We start from the raw sequence: 19,836 nt of genomic DNA on the forward strand, positions 1-19,836 counted from the left end.
AATCCAGGAAAAGGACAATGATGACCACTGGTACCGCACTCAAGCTCTGGGCGCTTGACGCCCCCACGATGGACCTCGACGCCGGAGATCTGGTGGTGGGCGCTAGCGGCAAGGTCACCTTCCCGCTCCCGGCGTTCCTGATCCAGCATGACCGCGCCCTCATCCTCTTCGACACGAGCTTCTCGCCGGTGCTCAACGAGAACCCGTACGACTATTTCGGGGATTTCGCGGCCGTGGCGAACGTGCAGACCAACCCGGGCCAGCGGATCGACCGCCAGATCGCATCCCTCGGTTTCCGGATCGAAGACGTGACCCACGTCGTGCTCTCGCACACCCACTCCGACCACTCCGGTGGCCTCTACCTGTTTCCGCAGGCCAAGTTCTACGCCGGCCCCGGCGAGTTCGACTGGGCGAGGGCCCCGAGCGCGGAGACGGCTCACCTGTTCCGTTACTCCGACGACCTCGAGCCAGTGCGCTTCTTCGACTGGACCACCCTCGAGGGTTCGTCGCAGGACCTCCTGGGCGACGGGTCGATCACGATCCTGCACACGCCGGGCCACACCCCGGGGGAGCTTGCCCTCGTCGTGAAGCTCCCGTCGCAGACCATCGTGCTGACGGGCGACACGGTGCATCTGCGGGTGGGCTACGACATGATGTCGCCCGATCCGCATGACTGGGATAAGACGGCTGCGGTGGCAAGCATCGGTATCTTGAAGAAGTTGGAAGCCGAAGGAGCCAGAATCTGGATCGGCCACGACCCGGGCGACTGGGCGGCATTCGGGGGACCCCTGGTCGGGCTGGAGTAGCGCCATGATCCTCGTTGACTACAAGTGCTCAGAGTGCCAGGCCGTCGCCGAGGCGCTGGTTGCCCGCCCGGCGCCGGCCAACGCTGTGTGCGCTCGGTGCGGGGCGGATGCGCGTCGCCAGTTCACGACCGCGGGGCTGATGCGGGGTGCGTCCATAGCGCCGCGGATCACAAGCACCGCGTGCGCCGACAACCCCGATGTTCCGGGCCTCTGCCATGTTGGGCCCGCGGCGAAGAAGTCACTCATCGCCCGCTACCGCGGTGACGACCGCACGCTCGCCGCCGAGCAGAAACGGCAAACACGCGAGTTTGAGCAGGTCGGACCGCCGGCTCCGGAGAAGGTCTTCGGGCACGCCCACTAAGTGCCCACTAAGTGCCTGCTGAGTGCCCGCTGAGTGCCAGTGACCTCACGATTGACACAGAGAGCCCCGCCGGAGAAATCGTCCGGCGGGGCTCTCCTCGGTATTGGCCGCTTACTTCAGGTTGGCGATCGCAGCGTCGGCAGCGGAGCGGATGTGCTCGGCATACAGCCGTGCGGCTCGTGCGCCATCGCGGTCACGAACCGCCGAGACGATCTCGCGCAGTTCATCAACGGAGACGCGCGTTCGACCGCTGGCCGACAGCGAGGTGGCCCTGAGGATCCGCACGCGGGCCTGGATGCCCTCGACGACCTGCCGGAGCGACTCGCTGCCCGCGCCGGCCACCAGAATCTCGAACAGGTCATCCTTGGCCTGGAGTAGATCATGGATGCTCGACGCCGGGTCTTCGGTGATCTCGGCGAACTTCTCGACGGCGGCATCCAATTGGATCACCTGCGACTGCGAGGCGCGTTCGACGAATCGCTCGACGATGAGTGCCTCGAGGGAGGCCCGCACGTCGTAGAGGTCCATCGCTTCTTCGATGGCCGGCGCGCTGACGATCGCGCCTTTCTGAGGAACCACGGTGACGAGGCCCTCGGCAGTCAACTCGCGGAGCGCTTCACGCACTGTGGTGCGGGAGACCCCGAGGAGCTCGATGAGCTCGCGCTCGACGAGCCGTTGGCCTGGCTTGAATTGAAAGTCGAGGATGGCCTGGCGCAGGGCGTGCATCACCTGTTCGCGGAGCGGCGCGGCCACTCGTGCCAGGGGGCGATCGAAGTGGAACTTGTCGTCCTTGGAAACGATTGTCATCCTGTGAACCTATTCCTTCCAGGCAATTGTCATACAGCTATCTTAAGTCTCCGTCGATCCGATCGGCGGCTCAATGCCGTGTGCAACAGAAGAGGTCGCGAGTCGCAATTTTGTCAGACAACCTCTAGGCCTCGACGTCGTTCGGGCCGACAAGAGCGCCGCCGCCGTCGATGGAGATCACCGCTCCCGTAACGAAGCTCGAGGCCGGGGATGCGAGAAAGACCGCCAGGCCTTCCAACTCGGTGAGCTGACCGGAGCGTTTGAGCGCCGAGACTTTCTCAAAGTCAGCCGTCATCGCTTGGGCGATCGGGTTCGCCTTGCGGATATTCGTCTCGAATAGGCCGGGAGCAATGGCGTTGACCAGGATGTTGCGGGGGGCGAGCTCGAGCGCGGCGTTTCGTACGATGCCGACGACGCCTGCCTTCGACGCCGCGTAGGCGTAGCCGACCAGGGGGTCGGCACGAATTCCACCGACCGACGAGGTCGCGATGATGCGCCCATAACCGGTCGTCATGTGCCGGGCGGCGCTCGCGATGGTGTTCATCGTTCCGGTGAGGTTCACGTCGAGCACCTGGCCCCAGCGCTCGTGGTCGATCGCGGTGATGCGCCCCGACTTCAGACGCGGGCCGATCCCGGCCGAGATGCCGGCGTTGGCGAAGACGACATGCAGGCCACCCCGCGCGGCGATCTGAGCGAACACGCCGTCCAGCTCATCGGCATCCGTGATGTCGGCCGCCGCGGTGTCAACGATGATGCCCTGCGCCGCGAGTTGCTGCTGTGCCGCGTCCAGTCGATCGGCTTCGCGGTCCACCAGAGTGACCTGCGCGCCGGCGCGGGCCAGGGCAGTGCTCATCCGCAGGCCAAGTCCGCTGCCGCCACCCGTGACGACGACGTTCAGCCCGCGCACGTCGAAGGTGGCTCCCAGGTAGTCCAGGCGTGCTGTCTCAGACGTCGTGGTCGTTGTCGTGTCGGTCATCAGATTTCCGTTTCAGTCGGTCGGTGTGCGGCTGCGCTCCCGGGGTCTTGTTCGCGTTCGGCGAGGGCTTCGGCGAGCACGAGCGCGCCGTCCAAGACCGCGTGCGTGCCGAGAAGGCTGGCAATTTCCATGACCTCCACGATTTCGGCGGTTGTCGCGCCGTGACGGAGCGCGTTGCGCAGATGCACCTCGATCCCGATCCGGTGCAGGTGCGTAGCCGCGACGTCAAAGGAGATATAGATGAATTCCTTGAGCTTCGGCTCGAGCACACCGCTCAGCCACGGCAGGGAGGAGTAGGACCGGTAGGCCTCGAAGAGGTCGGGGTCGAGGCGCAGGATCTGCTCGAAATCGTCGGTCCAGAAGCCCCGGTTCGTCTCGAACTGCTTTTTGAGCAGCTCCTGGCGTTGTGACAACGGTGCAGCGGGGTCCGCGTCCCCGCGTTCCTGGAGGATCTCGTTGAAGATCGGCGCGCCGACATTCATGGCGTGGATCCCTAGCGTGCCGGCGAGCTGGAGCACCTCGAGAATCTCCTCGGTGCTCGCCCCCGCAGCCAGCGCAGCCCGCACATGACGCTTCGTGCCCGGTGCATACAGGTGAGCCGCGTTCGCGGCCACGGACAGGTGCACCAGCTGGCGCGACTTGTCGTCGAGCACCCCGCGCCGAACCGGCACGGACACGAAGTCGGAGTGCACCTCGAAATGCGCCGGGCTCAAGGTCAGAAGTGCCTCGAGCCGGTCGTCCCAGTAGCCGTGAAGCGCGACGAACTCGTTCTTCAGTGCCCGCGTGTCGGTGTCGGCGGACATCGGCTAGACCTCGGTCAGTTCAATACGCTCGGTCAGCTCAACATGCTTGGACAGTGAGGCCGTGGCAAGGATGGCGATCACTCCGGCCAGGATGGTGAACAGCCAGCCGATGGCGTAATTCCCAGCAGCGGGAACCGGGTTCTCCGGCGTGACTCCGATGCCGATGACGGCACCGAACACCGCGGCGCCGATCGCTGCTCCCGTGCCGGCCACGGCGGGATAGATGGAGGCCGCGGAGGCACCCTTGCCGACCGGGGCCGCAGCCGCAATCACGGACACGGCGATGGTCAACAGCATGGTGTACGCGACGCCGTAAGCGAAGATGCCGATGACCACACCCCACACCTCCGTGTGCATAAAGTACATCCAGACGAAGGTCACGAGGAGCAGTACTGCACCGCCGATGAAAGGCGCACGCGGACGGGATCGGCCGAGCAGCTTGGGAATCCACTGGCCGACGACGATGCCGGCGATCGTCTCGGGAAGAAAGAGCAGGCCGGCCACCAGCGGGGTCATTCCGAAGCCGTAGCCGACAACGGTCGGTGTCTGCGCGTACCCGAGCACCACGTTGAAGATCATCATGCCGGAGAGGCCCATTGCCAAAAAGACCGCATAGGCGGGGAGAAGGCGGCGGCTGAGCAGCAGGCTGACGTCGATCAGTGGGTCGGCGCTTTTGCGCTCCCAGGCCAGCCAGATGCCGAGCCCGATGATGCCACCAATCGTGAACAACAATGTCGGTGCCGACAGGAAGCCCCACAGCGTGCTCTGGCTGATACCGATACAGACCGCGGTGAGGGACAGCCCCAGGATGCTGGTGCTCACCAGGTCCAGTCGCTGCACGGAGTTCCGTCGGCGGAGAACGGCATCGGAGTCAGAACCCCACAGCAACAGGCCGATCAGGCTGAGCACGGTCAGCCCGGCGCCGAGCCAGAAACTGTCACGCCAGGTGGCACCGAGCTGGATCATCACGCCGCCGAGCACGAAGCCCAGGGTCACGCCGATGGCCTGGCCGCCGGCGATGATACCGATGGTCTTCCGGCGATTCTCCGGGCTCAGCCGGTCATTCATGATTCCGATCACCAGCGCCTGGCCGGCCGTGATGCCGGTCAAGGCGCGCCCGATCATCAAGGTTTCGAAGTTGGTGGCCAGCGCGGAGATGACGTAGCCGACAGCGATCGCGACCACACTGATCACCAGCACGCGACGGTGACCGAACAGGTCGCCTGCCCGGGAGAGCACGGAGATGGAGATCGCGCCCATCAAGAGCGTTGCCACCAGGGCCCAGGAGACCTGCGTGGGGGTCAGCCCCAGCTCCATGCTCATGGATCGATAGAGCGGGATGGCCATCAGGACGCCCACTTCATTGAGCATCTGTAGGCCGGAGAACGTGATGCCCATCAGCATCCCGGCGAATTTCCAGTCGAGTACCCGGGCGCCGCCGTGCGCTGGTCGAACCTGAGTGTGAGTTGAAGTCATCATTGATTCCTTGAGATGCGATAATCGCTTGCGCGCTTCTCGACGTTGAGGGGTGCATCCGTATTGTCTGACCATCATACATTTTGCTAGACACCTGTCAAGCAAAAAGCCACGGACCCCTCCGCACTGGCATACTCGGACTGTGAACGACATGGTGCAGGTCAATGACCAGCCGGGGCCTCTGCCCGGCGAGAACCTTCGCGACCGTCAGAAACGCCTGACTCGGCGTCGCTTGGTCGACTGTGCTTTTGCCCTGTTCCAGGATCGCGGTTACCAGGCGACGACGGTCGAGAACGTCTCCGACGCAGCCGGTTCCAGTCGCGCCACGTTCTATCTTCATTTCAAGAGCATGGTCGACGTGGCCTTGGAGCTCATGGCTGAGGCCGAGCCGGATATTGTCGAGTCCTACCGCCGGATGGACGGCTTCATCGACCCGTCGATCGAGGAGCTGCGGGAGTGGGCGGGGGGCGTTCTGGTCATGTGGCGTCGCCACAAGGTGCGCTTCGAGGCGCTGGAGCAGGTTCTGGCCACCGAGAGCAGCGTCTCCGCACATTGGCTTGCCAGCATGGCGCACTCGATCGAAGCCATGCCGAAGTACCTGGCTCGTTGGGAAGCCACCGGCCGTGGCGAGCACGGCCGCCTCCGGCTGATGACGCTGATCATGCAGCACGAGAGGCTCTGCTATTTCAGCGTTGTTCGGGAGGCACCGCTGTCTGAGGCGGACCTGGTGAACGTTTTGAGCGAGCAAGCGTGGGTACTGCTGCGACAGGATCCGAACCAGTCGACTCCCACGTTTTAGCGGGACTTTCCTCGTCGGCAGTGAATGGACTCCCGGATGCGCTGGGCAGGGGGTTATGGACCGGATCTCGTTAATTCACTTGACAGCTGTCTTCTGAGTGGGTTTGCTTGGGGCGTTCGGGCTTCGGCCCTCGGTGTTTGAGTTAAAGGAGCCCTCATGGAACTGACAGAGATCGGCGATCGCCTCGAGATTCAGGATATCTACGCGCGCTACGTGCACGCCGTCGACAAGGCGGACTACGACACTCTCGACGCCCGTGTGTTCACGAGTGACGCGATGTTCGACTACAGCCAGGCGAACGGTCCGGTCTTCACCTGGACGGAGCTTCGCGAGGCAGACATGTTCGGCGGCAACGGTTTCGAGCACATCTTCCACCTGAGCTCGAACCTCGTGATCGACTTTGACGAGACCGGCACCCGGGCCAGCTGCTACTCGAAGACATTCAACCCGTGGGCGAAGACCGACGACGACGGAAAGGCTTTGACTTTCCAGATCCACGGGACGTACTACGACGTCGTTGAAAAGACCGAGCGTGGCTGGCGAATTGCCGGGCGCCGATGGGTGGAGGACTGGGTCTCTGGCTGGGAGGGCGGTACGTTCCGCCTCTTGGCGACGATGACCGAGGTGGGCTCAATCTGACCGCCCGTGTGATTGTCATACATTTTCCCAATTTCGCTTGACACCCGTCAAGCGAACTGAGAGTGTGGGTGCCATTGCTGGCCGACTGAAGGACCACCCGCCATGAGACTTTCCAACAAAATCGCTTTCATTACCGGTGCCGGCTCTGGCATGGGCCTCGCCGCGGCACGGCTGTTCGCCGCCGAGGGAGCAACGGTCTACGGTGCCGACATCTCCTCAGATGTGCTCGATCGTCAGTTCGCCGGCATCGAGGGCGCGATTGGCGTGGTCGTGGACATCTCCGACAGCGCGCAGGTCAATGCGGCCTTCGAGAAGGTCGCCGAGGAGCAGGGACGCCTTGATGTTCTGATCAATGCGGCCGGTGTGCACGCCCCGAACAAGGCGGCCGCCGACAAGCTCACCGAGACCAACATCAAGGCAAACGAGGCCCGCAAGAGCGGTGGTGACTACGTGCCGGAATTCCTCGCCGACATCACCGACGAGGACTTCGACCGGGTGATGAAAATCAACCTCTACGGCTCGTTCTACACCATCCGCGCCGCGGTCCCTCTGCTCAAGGCCGCGCAGGGTGGCACGATCGTCAATTTCGCCAGCGTCTCCGCTTATCTGAGCACCCCGATGCCCGTGTACTACCCCGCTTCCAAGGCCGCCATCCTCGGTCTCACCCGCGAGCTCGCCGGCGAGCTCGCCCCCTTCAACATTCGCGTCAACTCTCTCGCCCCGGCCGGCATCAACACCGGCATGCTCAACTCCCTCGACCCCGAGACCATCGAATTTTTGATGAGTGCCCAGCCGCTCAAACGCTTCGGCACCCCGGAAGAGGTCGCGGAGATGTTGCTGTTCCTCTGCGGAGAAAACGGTACCTATTACACCGGGCAGACCTTCTCTCCCTCCGGGGGAATGGTGCTCCTCTAACCGGTGGTCTCCCGCTCAAGCGTGACCCATCCTGTTGCAAACCCTGTAGAGAAAGTGTGACCTCATGACGACAACCACACCCACACAGTCGCTGGTGACCGGCACCGACGCCGACGTTGCCGCGGCCGGACTGGACTCCGACGCGCTCGCCCGCCTTCAGGCCGAGATCGAATCCGACATCGCCGCCAAGAAATATGACGGCGCCCGCATCATCGTGGCTCGCCACGGCGTCATCGGCCTCGACGCGACCCTCGGTTACGCCGACCGCACGGTCGATCGCGCCCTGAAGCCGGACGACATCTTCCGCATCCTCTCCCTGACCAAGGCCTTCACCAATGCCCTGATCTTCCGGGCGTTGGGCGAGGGCAAGCTTGCCCTCAACACCCGCGTCGTGGATGTCATCCCCGAGTTCATCGGCCGCGACCGGTTCCGCGCGAACCGCAAGGACCGTATCAACCTGGTGCACCTGCTCACCCACCGAGCGGGCCTGGTCACCACACCGAACCCGGTTCCCGACGCGTGCCTGGGCCACCTCGATGAGGTCATCGACGCCATCTGCCAGATGGATGTTGTGTCAGAGCCGGGCACGAACCTCAACTACGCCCCCGCTCTGAACCACGCGCTGCTGGGTGAGATCGCCCGGCGGGTCTACGGTGCCGACTCCTTCCGCGACCTCATTCAGGAGAAGATCTTCGGCCCGCTGGGAATGACCGACACCCGGTTTGGCGCGCCGGAGGCGTGGGCTGACCGCATCGTTCCGCTGCGCGCATCCGTCGCAGACGACAGCTGGCTCTCTGCCGAGGAGATCGAGAGCCTGAACGACGTGATCGACGAAGATGCCGAGATGCCGTGGGTGGGCTCGATTTCCACTGCAACGGATGTCTTCACCTTCGCCGAGATGCTGCGCCGCAAGGGCGAGCACAACGGACGGCACCTGCTCGCACCGGCCATTCTCGACGCCGCCACGACCCTGACCACGGGCGACATGACCAACGACCTGTATGCCCAGATCGCCATCGCGCAGAACTGGGAGCTGCCGCCGGGCAACTTCGGACTCGGTTTCGCACTGTCCGGCACCGGCACACATCCGTCGTTCTTCGGCCCATTCACGAGCCCACGCACCCACGGTAACTATGGGGCCGGCTCGACACTGTTCTGGATCGACCCGGAGCGAGACCTGACCTTCGTCTGCCTGACCGCGGGAGTGATGGACGAGGCCGACAATGTCGTGCGATTCCAGAAACTGTCCACCATGGCCGTTTCCGCGGCGATCTGACTGGGAACGGATACCTGAAATGACAACCTCACAGGACACACTCGACCGGCAGCCGACCGTGCCGTCGTTCGACGTCATGGGCGACCGCTTCTACGAGGACCCGTCACAGGCGTTCGCCGAAGCGCGGGCGCTGGAGCCGGTGTTCTGGCACCCGCAGGTCAACGCGTGGATTCTCACCCGCCGCGCCGACATCGAGACGGTGCTCGCGGACTGGACCAAGTTCTCGGCGGCCGGCAACGCCGAGCGGATCCCGGTGCCGGAGCGCTATCAGCACGTCATGCCGTCCTCCCTGATCCAGTGCATCCTGATCGGCTCGGACCCGCCCGGTCACACCATGGCACGCCGGGTCGCTCAGGCCGGTTTCGTCAAGCCACGCATCGACGCCCTCCGCCCGGAGATCGAGGCTCGCGCCGGCCGCATCCTCGACGGCATCGCGGCGAACGGCTCTGCTGACCTGATGCAGGAATACTGCCTGGAACTGACCACCCAGACCATGCTCGCGCTGTTCGGACTCGGCCCCGAGTTCGAAGACATGATCAAGCATGTGCGAGACGACCAATTCCAGATTTTGTCCAGCGGTCACGCCCCGATGGAGGAGGGCGATTCCGATCTGGTTTGGGACCGCTTCATCGACGCCCAGCTGCAACTGCGGGAGCTGGTGCGCCAGCGCGCCGCCAACCCGGGCACCGACCTCATCTCTGACATGGCGGCCGTGAAAGACAAAGAGGGCAACATGCTTCTCTCGGTCGAGCAGATCGCCTTGCACGTGTCGGAACTCGCCGCGGCCGGAACGGACACCACGGCCCAGGCGATGGCCAACGCGGTCATCTTCCTCGACCAGCGCCCTGAGCTCGTCGCCGAGGCCACGACAGACCCGACGCTCTGGGACCGGGTCTTTGACGAGACCATCCGCCGCAGGAACTCAACGACGTTTACGTCCCGAACCGCCGTGGAGGAGACGGTCATCGGGGGCGTCACCATCCCCGCCGGCGACATGATCTTTTTGGGTCTGTCGAGCGCCAACACGGATCCCGAATTCCACGACCGGCCCTTCGAATTCGACATCCACCGGGAAGAGACGGGCAATCACCTCTCCTTCGGCAAGGGGCGGCACACGTGCATCGGCCAGCCGTTGGCCCGACTGCAGGGAGCCACCGGGCTGAAGGCGCTGTACGAGCGTCTTTCGTCACTGACGGTGGACCCGAACCTGCCGCTGGACTTCATGAAGATCGTTTTGCTGCCGGTGCGGCGCTCGCTGCCCGTGCACTGGCAGGTCGAGGGATAAGGGTCACGATTTGACAGGGCGGCAGGCGAGTAAAATCGCCTGCCGCCCTTCTGTTTGCCTGCCCCACGCCGAGCGTTCAGCGTCGGATCACTCTGCTCCGGCGGTGGTTGCGGCGGCGGCGGCCGGGGCGAGGACGATGTCGAAACGGGTACGAGCCCAGTCCGCGCCAGCGAGATCGCGACCGTCCGGGGCGGGCACCGACGCATCCTGCTGCTCGAATTTCATGATGAGGGACTCTTTTACCCCAAACACTGAGTCACGAGTGAGCAGCTCATCTCCCTTGACAAAGATGTGGGTGACGAGCGTACGCGTTCCCGGCGCGGAGACCATGAAGTGCAGGTGCGACGCCCGATAGGGGGAACGTCCGACGGCCAGGAGCAACTTGCCCACCGGACCATCGTATGGAATCGGGTACGGCGTGGGGGTGAGGCCCCAGAACGAGAAATTGCCCTCGTCGTCGGCGAACAGGTGCGCCCGTCCGGCGACCCGCCCATCGGTGTATTGCACGTCGTAGAAGCCGTCGTCGTCGGCCTCCCAGACCTCAATCCGGGCCCCGGCGAGGGGATTGCCGTCGGTGTCTTTCACCGAGCCTTCCACCCAACAGGGCTGCCCGGGCGCATCCCCGGCGATGTCGCCGCCGATCTCGATCAACGGGGCGTCCTCCACAAAGAACGGGCCGAACACGGTGGCTTCCGTGGCATTCGCGTAGGCCTCGTTGTTCATCGCGACGGTCTGCATGGAGATCCCGAACACATCGGAGAGCAGGATGAACTCCTGGCGATGTTCGTCGGTGATGTCGCCAGCAGCGGTGAGGAATGCGATCGCTTGGTCCCATTCGGCTTCGGTCAGCCGTACCTCGCGCACGAAGGCGTGCAGGTGCCGGGTGAGGGCCTGTGTCAGCTGTTTCAGTCGGGGGTCGGGAGTCTGGTCGAAGGAGGCGACAACCTCCTCGATCAGATCTTCCTCGCGCTTGTGCTGCTCGGCGCTGATCGCCGGGGTGCGCACGTCGGCGGCGAGGTCGGGAGAGTTCGTCGGAGAATTCATCGGTGACCTTTCTTAGTCCTCAAAAATGGGGGTGTCGCCAGCCCAGGCTGCGCGCAGCAGTTTCTGGATGGCAGCATCTGTGACCGGGCGGGGGTTCGAGGCCGGGATGAGCGGCAGAATAATCGAAGCGGCCTCGGGGATGTCGGCCTCCTCGAAGCCGTAGTCGCGCAGCGCCTTCGGGGCGTCCAGGTCGGTGCGGAGTGCGTTGAGGCCGGTGACCGCGTCTGTCGAGTCGAAGGCCTGTGCGATGCGGGTCGCCGCCTCAGGGGCGAATGGCGCATTGAACGCGGTCACGTAGGACAGCACTGTCGCATGCGTCTGTGCATGGGGGAGATTGTAGGTTCCACCGAGCACGTGGCAGATCTTGTGGTGCATGCCTGAGCCGGCGGAGGCGAAGGCGACGGCGGCGAGATAGGCACCGTAGAGCGTCTGCTCGCGGCCTGCAGCATCCTGCCCGTCGGCGTTCACCCCGCGCAGGCCCGACGCAAGCGCACGGATGCCCTCGGCCGCCAACGCCTGATTGATCGGGTCGGTGCGCGGTGCCCACATCGAATCGATGCAGTGTGCCAGGGCGTTGAGCCCCGAAGCGACCGACAGGCCGGCGGGAAGGGAGTAGGTCAGCGCCGCGTCATAGATCACGGTGCGCGGGAGCACTCGGTTGTCGACGCCCGTGGTCTTGCGGGCGCCTTCGGTGAGACCCCAGACGTTTGTCGCCTCAGAGCCGGCATAGGTGGTCGGCACGGCAACAATCGGGATTCCGGTCGTCATCGCGATGGCCTTGGCGAGTCCGGTGGTTGACCCTCCACCGACGCAGACCAGCAGATCGACGCCCGTGTCGAGCGCGACTTTCCGGGCCAATTCGGCCTTCTCGATCGGAACGTGCTGCACGACGTCGTCATAGCGAACGGCGGCGGTGATGCCCGCGGTGACGGTCGCTGCGATTTCACCTTCGTAGGCTGCAGCGATAACCATCACCGTCTGGGCGCCCAGCCGGGCCACCTCGGCCGTCAGATTCTGCTGTGCCAGACCGGTGCCGAAGAGCACCCGCTGGCCGAGCGTTTCGTGGTCAAAAACAAGTGCCATTTCAGGCCTTTCTACTCAACGGTGAGCCGAGCACCAGCTCGGAATACTCTACTTCTCGAAACGAACGCGCACGGTCGACCAGCCTGTACGCAGTGGCCTCCCGTTCGAGACTGCATCGTCGATCAGAGTGAACGAGCTCGTTTTCGCCAGCAGCTGGCGCACGAGAGCGATCAGCTCGGCCCGCGCGATGGGCGACCCCATGCACTGGTGTGGTCCGTGCCCGAAAGCCAGGTGGGGATTGGGCGAACGGTCGATCACGAAGTTCTCGGGGTTGGCGAACTTATCGGGGTCCCTGTTGGCCGAGAAGATGTTGAAGCCGACCTTGGTTCCCTCAGGGATGACCCGGCCGTGCGCCTCGACATCCTTCGTGCTCTTGCGACCGGCCTGGTGCTGCGGCGGGTAGAGGCGGAGCACCTCATCGATGGCCGTCTCGATCAGTTCCGGGTTCTGACGGAGCTCAGCTTGCGCATCCGGGTGGCTGCCGAAGTAAGTCATGATCGAGCCGATGGCCGCCGTGGTCGTGTCGGCACCGGCGGAGAAGATCTGAACGCCGATCGCCACGGCCTCCTCGTGGGTGATCGGGCGACCGTCGGGCATCAGCTCCAGCACCCCGGACATGATGTCGGTGGCCGGGTCCAATGGCGTTGACCGGCGGTCCTGGATGAGTGCTTCGACGGTGGGATTCCACAGATCCTTGTTGACCTCGCGCAGCGCGTTCACGTCGAGTCGAACTGCATCCGCTCTGGCGAGGCTCTCTGCCATGGTCTCCCAGGCAGAATCCGGGAGCTGGAGGAACTTCGCCAGCACCTGCTGGGGCACAATCGTTCCAAACTCCGTGATCATGTCGCCTTCGCCGGCGTTGATCAGTGCATCGAGCCGCTCGGCGACGTGTTCTTCGATATCGGGCAGCAACAGCGCCACCCGATCAGGAGTGAAGTATTGGGCCAGAAACTTGCGGTAAAAAGTGTGCGTGGGCGGGTTCTCCCCGAGCGGGATGGACCGCATGAACTCCGGGAATTCCAGGAAGGGCTGACCGCTGGTGTACGTCTTCCAATCCCGGGTGCCCTTTTGCACATCGGCGTACTTCATGAACCCGTAGAAGCCGTCGTAGTCGCTTGTGTACGCCAGAGGAACGTTCTCCCGAAGCCTCACGTACTCGGCCGGGTAATCCCGGTAGTCCGTGATGTGGATCGGATTCCAATCGGAATCAGGGGTGTTCAGGGTGGCGTCGTGATCAGTCATGGTTTCTCCTCGGGGTGCTGCGTGTGAAGCGATGCTCGTGTGCGGGCGAATGCGGGTGCTCGGCGTTTGCAGAGACTCACCGAGTTCGGGCGACCAGATAAAGAGCGGAGTCTCTTTGCGCAGGAATGCCCGAATTCCAATCTCCGGATCCTGGCTGGCCGCCATTTCGGCCTGCCAGAAGTGATTTCGCTCGGCCAATCCGGCACCGCCGCTCGCAATGACGTCGACGATATTTTTCATCGCGTGGATCGACAGCTGGGAGCGCGAGCTCAGCGTCGCGGTAAGGGTTCGTACGTCTTCGTCGAGGCGGTCAGCGGGCGCGAGTCGGGTCACCAACCCCAGGGTCAGAGCCTTCTGCCCGGAAACAAAATCGCCGGTCAGCAGAAGGTCTTTGGCCACCGCGGGTCCCACCAGCGCAACCAGTCGGCTGATGGCCGACAGCGGGTAGACGATGCCGATCTTGGCCGGGGTGATTCCAAAAATGGCGCGGTCAGACGCGATTCTGATGTCGCACGCACCGGCGACTTGCCAGGCGGCTCCGACGCAATATCCGTCGATGACGGCGACCAACGGCTTGGGAAAGTCACTGAGGGCTTGTTCTGCTTGGGTGGTCAGCCCGCCGTCGTGCAGGCCGGTGCCAGGGTCAACGAGGATCTCCATCAGAGTGGTGATGTCGGCGCCGGCCGAGAAGTTCGAGCCCGCGCCGCGGACGATGACGACCTTCACGCGCGGGTCCGATTCCAGGTGCCTGAGGATCACTGGGAACTGCGCCCACATCTTTGCGGTGATGCAGTTGCGCTGGTCCTGATTGTCCAGCCGAATCGTGGCGACGGGACCGTCGACGTCGACGGTCAACTGCCGTGCAGCATCCGTCATCGTGCTCGTCTGTGCCGTGGCGTTGCTCATCGCGGTGCTCCGATCGCGACGGTTTCCGGCTCCGTCACGACTCCCGCATCGAGCAAGGCGTCGATGTCGTCGTCGTTGAAACCGAGCCCCCGCAACACGGCTCTGCTCTGGGCGCCGAGCGCGGGGGGCGGGGTGAGGATCGGAGTGGGGACTCCGTTCACCGACATCGGGCCGCGGATGAGGGGGAGAGGCGAGCCATCGGCGCGGCTCAGGTTCTGCACCATCCCAAGGGCCTTCACCTGGGGGTCTTCGAAAACCTGGTCGAACGTGTAGATCGGGCCGCACGGAATGCCGGCATCCCGCAGGACGTCGATCCACTCTGCTCCGGGACGCCGCTGGAGCAACCCTTCGATCGCGGCCTTGACGCGTTCCCGGTGAGTTGTGCGCTCCCGTCCGGTGGCGAAGTCGGGCTCCGCCGCGAGGTGGGGCGCTCCCAGCGCCCCGCACAAGTCGTGCCACTGTTTGTTGCTACCGACCGCGATTGTGATGGGCTTGTCTGCCGTCTTAAAAGCGCCGTAGGGAGTCAGGGATGCATGATCGTTTCCGTGCGGCCCGGGGACCTGACCCGTGCTCAGATATCGCTGACCCTGAAAAGACGTGATGGCCAGCGCCGACTCCAACAGCGAGGTGGAGATCTCTGCGCCCTCCCCGGTGCGCTCCCGTTGAGTAAGGGCACTGGCGACACCGAACGCACAGAACACCCCCGACATCGTGTCAATAATGGGGACTCCGAACCGGTAGGTGTTCTCGGGATCCGCACCGGTGATCGAGATGAGGCCGGACATTCCCTGGGCGACCTGGTCGAGCCCGGCCGCCTGAGACAACGGACCGGTCGCACCGAAGCCACTGACCGAGGCGATCACCAGTGACGGCTTCTGGGCTCGGAGCTCTGTCGGGTCCAGGCCGAGCTTGGCCATGACGCCGCTTCGAAAATTCTCCACGACGACATCCGCTGACAGTGCGAGTTTCAGAAGGAGCGCCCGACCTGCCTCGGTGTAGAAGTCGATCGCGATCGATGACTTGCCCCGGTTGATGGAGTCGAAGTAGAGACTGTGGCTGCCTTCAAATGGTGGCCAGGTGCGGGTGACGTCGCCTCCCTTCACCGACTCCACTTTGATGATCGTCGCGCCCATGTCGGCCAGGAGCGCCGTGCAGAACGGACCAGCCAGCGCCCGGCTCAGGTCGAGGACCACGATCCCGTCAAGGGGGCCACTCATTGCGCCACTCGGATCGCCACGGACGCTTCGCTTCGCACACTGGCCGCCGCGGATGAGCCATAACGATAGTCGTTGCCGACGATCGGGGTCGTGACGGTCCCGATGCGCTCCACCTCGACCTCGACAGTGTCTCCGGGGTGCAGAAGCCACGGGGGTGTGCGGGCATAGCCCACCCCTGCTGGTGTGCCGGTGCAGATAATGTCACCAGGGTTGAGGGTGAAGGTGCGGGAAATGAAAGCGAGCACCTCGCCGAGTTCGTAGATCATGTCTCGCGTGTTCCCGTCTTGTACGACGGTTCCGTTGACCCGGGTCTGCACCCGCAGGCCCTCTCGGAGGTCGCCGACCTCGTCGACCGTGACAATCGGGCCGAGCGGCCCCGAGTTGTCGCCGTTCTTGCCCAGGATCCACTGCGACGTGAGTTTTTGTGCCTTGCGTGACGTGAGGTCGTTGAACGCTGCGTACCCGATAACTGCCTTTCGGGCCGTGTCGCTGTCGGCATCGACGAGCGTGCTGCCGATAAAGGCCGCGATTTCTCCCTCCCAGTCCAGCCCGTCTTCGTCGCTCGGGATCGGTGCAGGATTGCCGCTCACAGAGAGTGATGCTGTCCATCGGGCGAACAAGGTCGGATAGGGCGGAAGGACTTCATCCCGGAACGAACCCTCCGCCGCATGGGCGCGGTAGTTCAAGCCGACGCAGATGACACGAGCCGACGGCAAAACAGCGGGGGCGAGCTCGACCTCTGTCAGATCGAAGGTCTCTGCTCCGGCAGCCGGCCCGCTCGCAGTCCAGCCGCTGGGGTCCTGCCAGAAACCGACGACATCCGTCACAACGGTGAGCGTCGATCCTTCAAGCCTGGCGACTCGGATTCGATCCTCGCCCGGCAGGCGAAATCCCACAAGCTTCACGGTCTGTCCTCTCGAAGGCTCACAAACCACCTAAAGGTTCGCATGTTTTATATGCTGCAGGGCGTTCAACTCGCTGTCAAGATCTGCGGACTAAAAAGATATTAAACATTCGCATGTTTTGTGCTCTAATGATGTCGTGTCACAAATTATCGAAAGTCTCATCGGACGAGCCGTCCAACCCCTCGCCGGAGCGACCCAGACCCGCGCGGAGAGCCTCGCGGCCAATGTGGAGGCAGCGATCGGCGACAACGATCTCGCCCCGGGGAGCTACGTCGCGACACTGGATGAGCTGAGGGATTCGACCGGTTTCGCCCGGGCCACCGTGAGTGAGGCGGTGCGGTTGCTTCGGGAACGAGGCGTCGTCGCGATCCGTCCCGGGCGCGGCGGCGGCATCTTCGTCGCAGAGTCCAACCCGGTTATTCGCTTGCGTCACACCCTTTTGACGGTGCGTGACTCGCCGTCACTGGTGCTTGATGCCATCGCCGTGCGGGGGGCGCTCGAAGGATTGATCACTGGCGACGCGGCCCGGCATCGGGGCGCCGCAGATATCGCCGCCCTCAAGAAGGCATTGACGAAAATGCGACGAGCGAAAGATCATGACGCCTTCATGCACTCGAACTGGGCGCTGCATGAGCGAATCGCTGAGATCTCACCCAATGCGATGGCGAAGGCCGTCTACACGGGCACCCTGGGCTACATCAAGCCCGCGTCAGCGGAGTTCGACTCGACCGAAGAAGACAGAGTCGACTACCTGGAGCACCGTTACCGCGTTCACGAAGCACTCGTGCAGGCGATCATCGATGGCGACAGCGAGGCGGCCGCACGCGCTGTCCACGAACACGAAAACGGAAGCGGAAGCTAGCGGCGAATCCGCGAGTGACCGATCAACTGGCAGAACCGAGGAGCGACAACGATGTCAGCACAGGAATTTAGGCAGTACCTCTTTCCCTCCGATGATGCGCGTATTAACTCGGTGAAGGGCCTGGATGCCTACCAGTACCGGGAAGCGGCCAAACAGGATCCCTTCACCGGAGGCCTCATCGACGGCTGGAAGCAGCTCTATCCCCAGCCGTTTTACGGGGTGACCAGCGACGGCGCCAGAATTCCTGGGCTCTTCGCTCTCGCCGACGCGCTCCCGGGCGAAGAGGCGCCGACGGCCGCGATGGTCGAAGCGGCCGACGTCCTGTTGGAAAGCTTGACGGCCGAGCAGGCCGACCGCATCCGCTACCCGATCGACGCCGTCGAATGGCAGTCCTGGGCAAATCCTGAATTCATGCAATACGACACTGGCCTGAGGCTCGAAGCCCTGGATCAGGGGACCCGTGACCGCATCTTCTCGGTCATCGAAGCGAGTCTCAGCGACGCCGGATTCAAACTGATCAGGGATCTCATGCGGATCAACGGGTTTCTCGGCGAGATTATTGACCTCTCGAACATCATGAACGAGTTCAGCTACAACTTTGCGATCTATGGCGAGCCGTCGGCGGTGCGGCCCTGGGGCTGGCAGATTTTCGGGCACCATGCGGCCATCAATTGCCTCGTCGTCGGAACCCAGCTGGTGATGACCCCGGTCTTTTTTGGTGCGGAACCGAATCGCATCGATGAAGGTCCTCGTGAAGGAACGACCGCCTTCGATGACCACATCGAACACGGCCGGCTGCTCATGAATTCGCTCTCTCCGCGGCTGCAGGAGCGTGCGCTCGTCTACAGAGAAATGGTCGACCCGCACATGCCGGAAGGACGCGTCCATCCCGGCGATGAGCGACACTTGGCCGGAGCGTTCCAAGACAACCGGGTGATCCCGTATGAAGGAGTGCGTGTCTCGGAACTTAACGGGGAGTCCCGGGCGCTGGTCGATGCGATCGTGGCCGACTTCACCGACTACTTGCCCAGCGGACCCGCAGCAGCCCGGCAGCGGGAGATCTCAGAGCACTACGACGAAACCTGGTTCTCCTGGATCGGGGGATGGGGGCCGACCGATGTCTTCTATTACAGACTTCAAAGCCCCGTCCTGGTGCTTGAGCTTGACCATCACACTGGCGTCTTCCTGAGCAACGAGCTTCCGGCACGTTTTCACGTTCATACCGTCATGCGGACTCCAAACGGAAACGATTATGGGCGAGAGCTCGTGCGCCAGTTCCCGGCTATGCACGGCTAGCGGGAGGTTTCGGGAGGGGTCATGCTCCACCCCATCGACGTCGCGCAACTGCTCGTCGCCTTGGTCCGTGCCCGGACGCATCCGCTCCGAAGCGGGTGCTCCTCATCCAACGAAATGGAGACATCCCTCGTCGGTGCGGCCTTCTCGTCGGCTACCCCTCGATCACCGAATAGTGCTGAACGGGATCTTCTTGCCGTGCAGGATGCGGGAGTAGTTCAGCCCGACTGCCGGGGCCGTACTGCTCTCGTAACCGGTGTCGTTCAGCATCTCAACGACATCCATCATCTCGATCTGACGGCGCTTGATGTGCTGGGCCGTGCCCGACAAATAGCTCTTCGCTGTTTCACTCGAACTGGAATCGAACTCGTCGAGGATCTCCTGGTATGCCCAGGCCTGGATCCCCATGCTCTCGGCCGCCCACAGGCAATCGATCAGCACGCCGGCCATGCCCGTGGTGAGCATACTGCGGATGAGCGTGCGCGCCGCGGCATCCCCGGCGCGCGACGAGACGAACTCGAGGTCCATGCCGAACGGTTCGAGCAGCTCGATGAAGCGATGTGCGCCCGTGCCGGCAACGGCCAGAGGAACCTTTTCGGCCAGGCCAGGCACCGGTTTCATGACTGCGACATCGGCGAAGGCCCCCTCCGGGAAGAGTGCGGCAAGCGTGCGCTTGTGAGCAGGTGTTCCGGTGTTCAGATCGGCGTAGACGGCACCCGCTTCGAGCAGTGGGGCGAGCTGTTCCGCCGCCTTCCGCGACGCCGTCGGCGAGCTGATGGAGAGCACCAGCTGCGCCCCGGCTGCCGCAGCTTCGACGCTCGCGGCGATGGGCACCGGGGGATTCGGGAGGCTGCCGGCCGGGTCGAAGCCGACGACATCCGCTCCCGCAGCGATGAGGCCCGCAGCAATGAGGGAACCCGCTTCGCCGAGGCCGATGACGGCCACTCTGATGTCTTCACTCATGACGTCAGTCTGACAGACGGATGCGGCGCCCCACGGTGGAGAGCATCGGCGCCGTTGCGCGGCATGGTGCTATATCTCGTTGGTCGAGGAGCAGCCGACGAAGGAGGCCGCGTCTATTAGGTAAATGAAATGGCTTATGCTGCCTCCGATGGTGTGAGGGTGACGTCGAAGCCGAGGT

The 19,836-nt window shown here is 63.7% G+C and carries 19 protein-coding genes; 9 read left to right on the forward strand and 10 right to left on the reverse strand.

Annotation, left to right across the window (positions count from 1 at the left end; genetic code table 11):
- Positions 1-17 precede the first annotated feature (17 nt).
- Positions 18-806: an N-acyl homoserine lactonase family protein gene (locus ABD791_RS14100; protein ID WP_345067838.1), complete on the forward strand. Its 789-nt coding sequence runs from the start codon at positions 18-20 to the stop codon at positions 804-806.
- Positions 807-810: 4 nt separating this feature from the next.
- Positions 811-1,167, forward strand: a complete 357-nt coding sequence (locus ABD791_RS14105) for an FmdB family zinc ribbon protein (protein WP_345067840.1) — start codon at positions 811-813, stop codon at positions 1,165-1,167.
- A gap of 111 nt (positions 1,168-1,278) precedes the next feature.
- Here ABD791_RS14105 and ABD791_RS14110 read toward each other — a convergent pair whose 3' ends face one another.
- From ABD791_RS14110 to ABD791_RS14125, 4 genes are all read right to left on the reverse strand, one after another.
- The gene (locus ABD791_RS14110; RefSeq protein ID WP_345067841.1) at positions 1,279-1,974 is read right to left on the reverse strand and encodes a GntR family transcriptional regulator; all 696 of its coding nucleotides are present in this window, start codon (positions 1,972-1,974) and stop codon (positions 1,279-1,281) included.
- Positions 1,975-2,098: 124 nt separating this feature from the next.
- Positions 2,099-2,950, reverse strand: a complete 852-nt coding sequence (locus ABD791_RS14115; RefSeq protein ID WP_345067843.1) for an SDR family NAD(P)-dependent oxidoreductase — start codon at positions 2,948-2,950, stop codon at positions 2,099-2,101.
- On the reverse strand, positions 2,950-3,753 hold the full coding sequence (locus tag ABD791_RS14120) for a carboxymuconolactone decarboxylase family protein (protein WP_345067845.1): 804 nt from the start codon (positions 3,751-3,753) through the stop codon (positions 2,950-2,952). The genes ABD791_RS14115 and ABD791_RS14120 overlap by 1 nt, the downstream gene beginning before the upstream one ends.
- A 3-nt stretch (positions 3,754-3,756) precedes the next feature.
- Complete coding sequence (locus ABD791_RS14125; protein WP_345067846.1) at positions 3,757-5,229, reverse strand: MFS transporter; 1,473 nt, start codon at positions 5,227-5,229, stop codon at positions 3,757-3,759.
- Positions 5,230-5,380: 151 nt separating this feature from the next.
- Here ABD791_RS14125 and ABD791_RS14130 point away from each other — a divergent pair, with 151 nt between their 5' ends.
- The 5 genes from ABD791_RS14130 to ABD791_RS14150 all read left to right on the forward strand — a co-directional run bounded on the left by ABD791_RS14130 (position 5,381) and on the right by ABD791_RS14150 (position 10,143).
- Complete coding sequence (locus ABD791_RS14130; RefSeq protein WP_345067885.1) at positions 5,381-6,028, forward strand: TetR/AcrR family transcriptional regulator; 648 nt, start codon at positions 5,381-5,383, stop codon at positions 6,026-6,028.
- A gap of 156 nt (positions 6,029-6,184) precedes the next feature.
- A complete protein-coding gene (locus ABD791_RS14135) occupies positions 6,185-6,667 on the forward strand; it encodes a nuclear transport factor 2 family protein (protein WP_345067848.1) in 483 nt (160 codons plus the stop codon).
- Between the two features lie 102 nt (positions 6,668-6,769).
- Positions 6,770-7,582, forward strand: coding sequence for an SDR family NAD(P)-dependent oxidoreductase (locus ABD791_RS14140; protein WP_345067850.1), 813 nt, complete (start codon positions 6,770-6,772; stop codon positions 7,580-7,582).
- 64 nt (positions 7,583-7,646) lie between these two features.
- Positions 7,647-8,858 (forward strand): serine hydrolase domain-containing protein, encoded by a 1,212-nt coding sequence (locus tag ABD791_RS14145; protein ID WP_345067852.1) that lies wholly within the window; start codon positions 7,647-7,649, stop codon positions 8,856-8,858.
- Between the two features lie 19 nt (positions 8,859-8,877).
- Positions 8,878-10,143: a cytochrome P450 gene (locus ABD791_RS14150; protein ID WP_345067854.1), complete on the forward strand. Its 1,266-nt coding sequence runs from the start codon at positions 8,878-8,880 to the stop codon at positions 10,141-10,143.
- 87 nt (positions 10,144-10,230) lie between these two features.
- Here the strand turns inward: ABD791_RS14150 and ABD791_RS14155 are convergent, their stop codons facing one another.
- From ABD791_RS14155 to ABD791_RS14175, 5 genes are read right to left on the reverse strand one after another with little or no spacing between them, the layout of a single operon-like run.
- Positions 10,231-11,187 (reverse strand): dioxygenase family protein, encoded by a 957-nt coding sequence (locus ABD791_RS14155; protein WP_345067856.1) that lies wholly within the window; start codon positions 11,185-11,187, stop codon positions 10,231-10,233.
- A gap of 12 nt (positions 11,188-11,199) precedes the next feature.
- Positions 11,200-12,270, reverse strand: a complete 1,071-nt coding sequence (locus ABD791_RS14160) for a maleylacetate reductase (RefSeq protein ID WP_345067858.1) — start codon at positions 12,268-12,270, stop codon at positions 11,200-11,202.
- A 48-nt stretch (positions 12,271-12,318) separates the two neighbouring features.
- Positions 12,319-14,418 (reverse strand): cytochrome P450, encoded by a 2,100-nt coding sequence (locus ABD791_RS14165; RefSeq protein WP_345067860.1) that lies wholly within the window; start codon positions 14,416-14,418, stop codon positions 12,319-12,321.
- A complete protein-coding gene (locus ABD791_RS14170; RefSeq protein ID WP_345067862.1) occupies positions 14,415-15,635 on the reverse strand; it encodes a CaiB/BaiF CoA transferase family protein in 1,221 nt (406 codons plus the stop codon). The genes ABD791_RS14165 and ABD791_RS14170 overlap by 4 nt, the downstream gene beginning before the upstream one ends.
- Positions 15,632-16,540, reverse strand: coding sequence for a fumarylacetoacetate hydrolase family protein (locus ABD791_RS14175; RefSeq protein ID WP_345067864.1), 909 nt, complete (start codon positions 16,538-16,540; stop codon positions 15,632-15,634). The genes ABD791_RS14170 and ABD791_RS14175 overlap by 4 nt, the downstream gene beginning before the upstream one ends.
- A gap of 136 nt (positions 16,541-16,676) precedes the next feature.
- Here ABD791_RS14175 and ABD791_RS14180 point away from each other — a divergent pair, with 136 nt between their 5' ends.
- Both ABD791_RS14180 and ABD791_RS14185 read left to right on the forward strand, forming a co-directional pair.
- Positions 16,677-17,402: a FadR/GntR family transcriptional regulator gene (locus ABD791_RS14180; protein WP_345067866.1), complete on the forward strand. Its 726-nt coding sequence runs from the start codon at positions 16,677-16,679 to the stop codon at positions 17,400-17,402.
- A 51-nt stretch (positions 17,403-17,453) separates the two neighbouring features.
- Positions 17,454-18,698, forward strand: coding sequence for a DUF3500 domain-containing protein (locus tag ABD791_RS14185; protein ID WP_345067868.1), 1,245 nt, complete (start codon positions 17,454-17,456; stop codon positions 18,696-18,698).
- Positions 18,699-18,860: 162 nt separating this feature from the next.
- On the opposite strand, the gene ABD791_RS14190 is transcribed toward ABD791_RS14185, so the two are convergent.
- On the reverse strand, positions 18,861-19,658 hold the full coding sequence (locus tag ABD791_RS14190; protein ID WP_345067870.1) for an NAD(P)-binding domain-containing protein: 798 nt from the start codon (positions 19,656-19,658) through the stop codon (positions 18,861-18,863).
- Positions 19,659-19,836 lie beyond the last annotated feature (178 nt).

This window comes from Glaciibacter kafniensis, assembly GCF_039538945.1.
GTDB classification, from domain to species: domain Bacteria; phylum Actinomycetota; class Actinomycetes; order Actinomycetales; family Microbacteriaceae; genus Cryobacterium; species Cryobacterium kafniensis.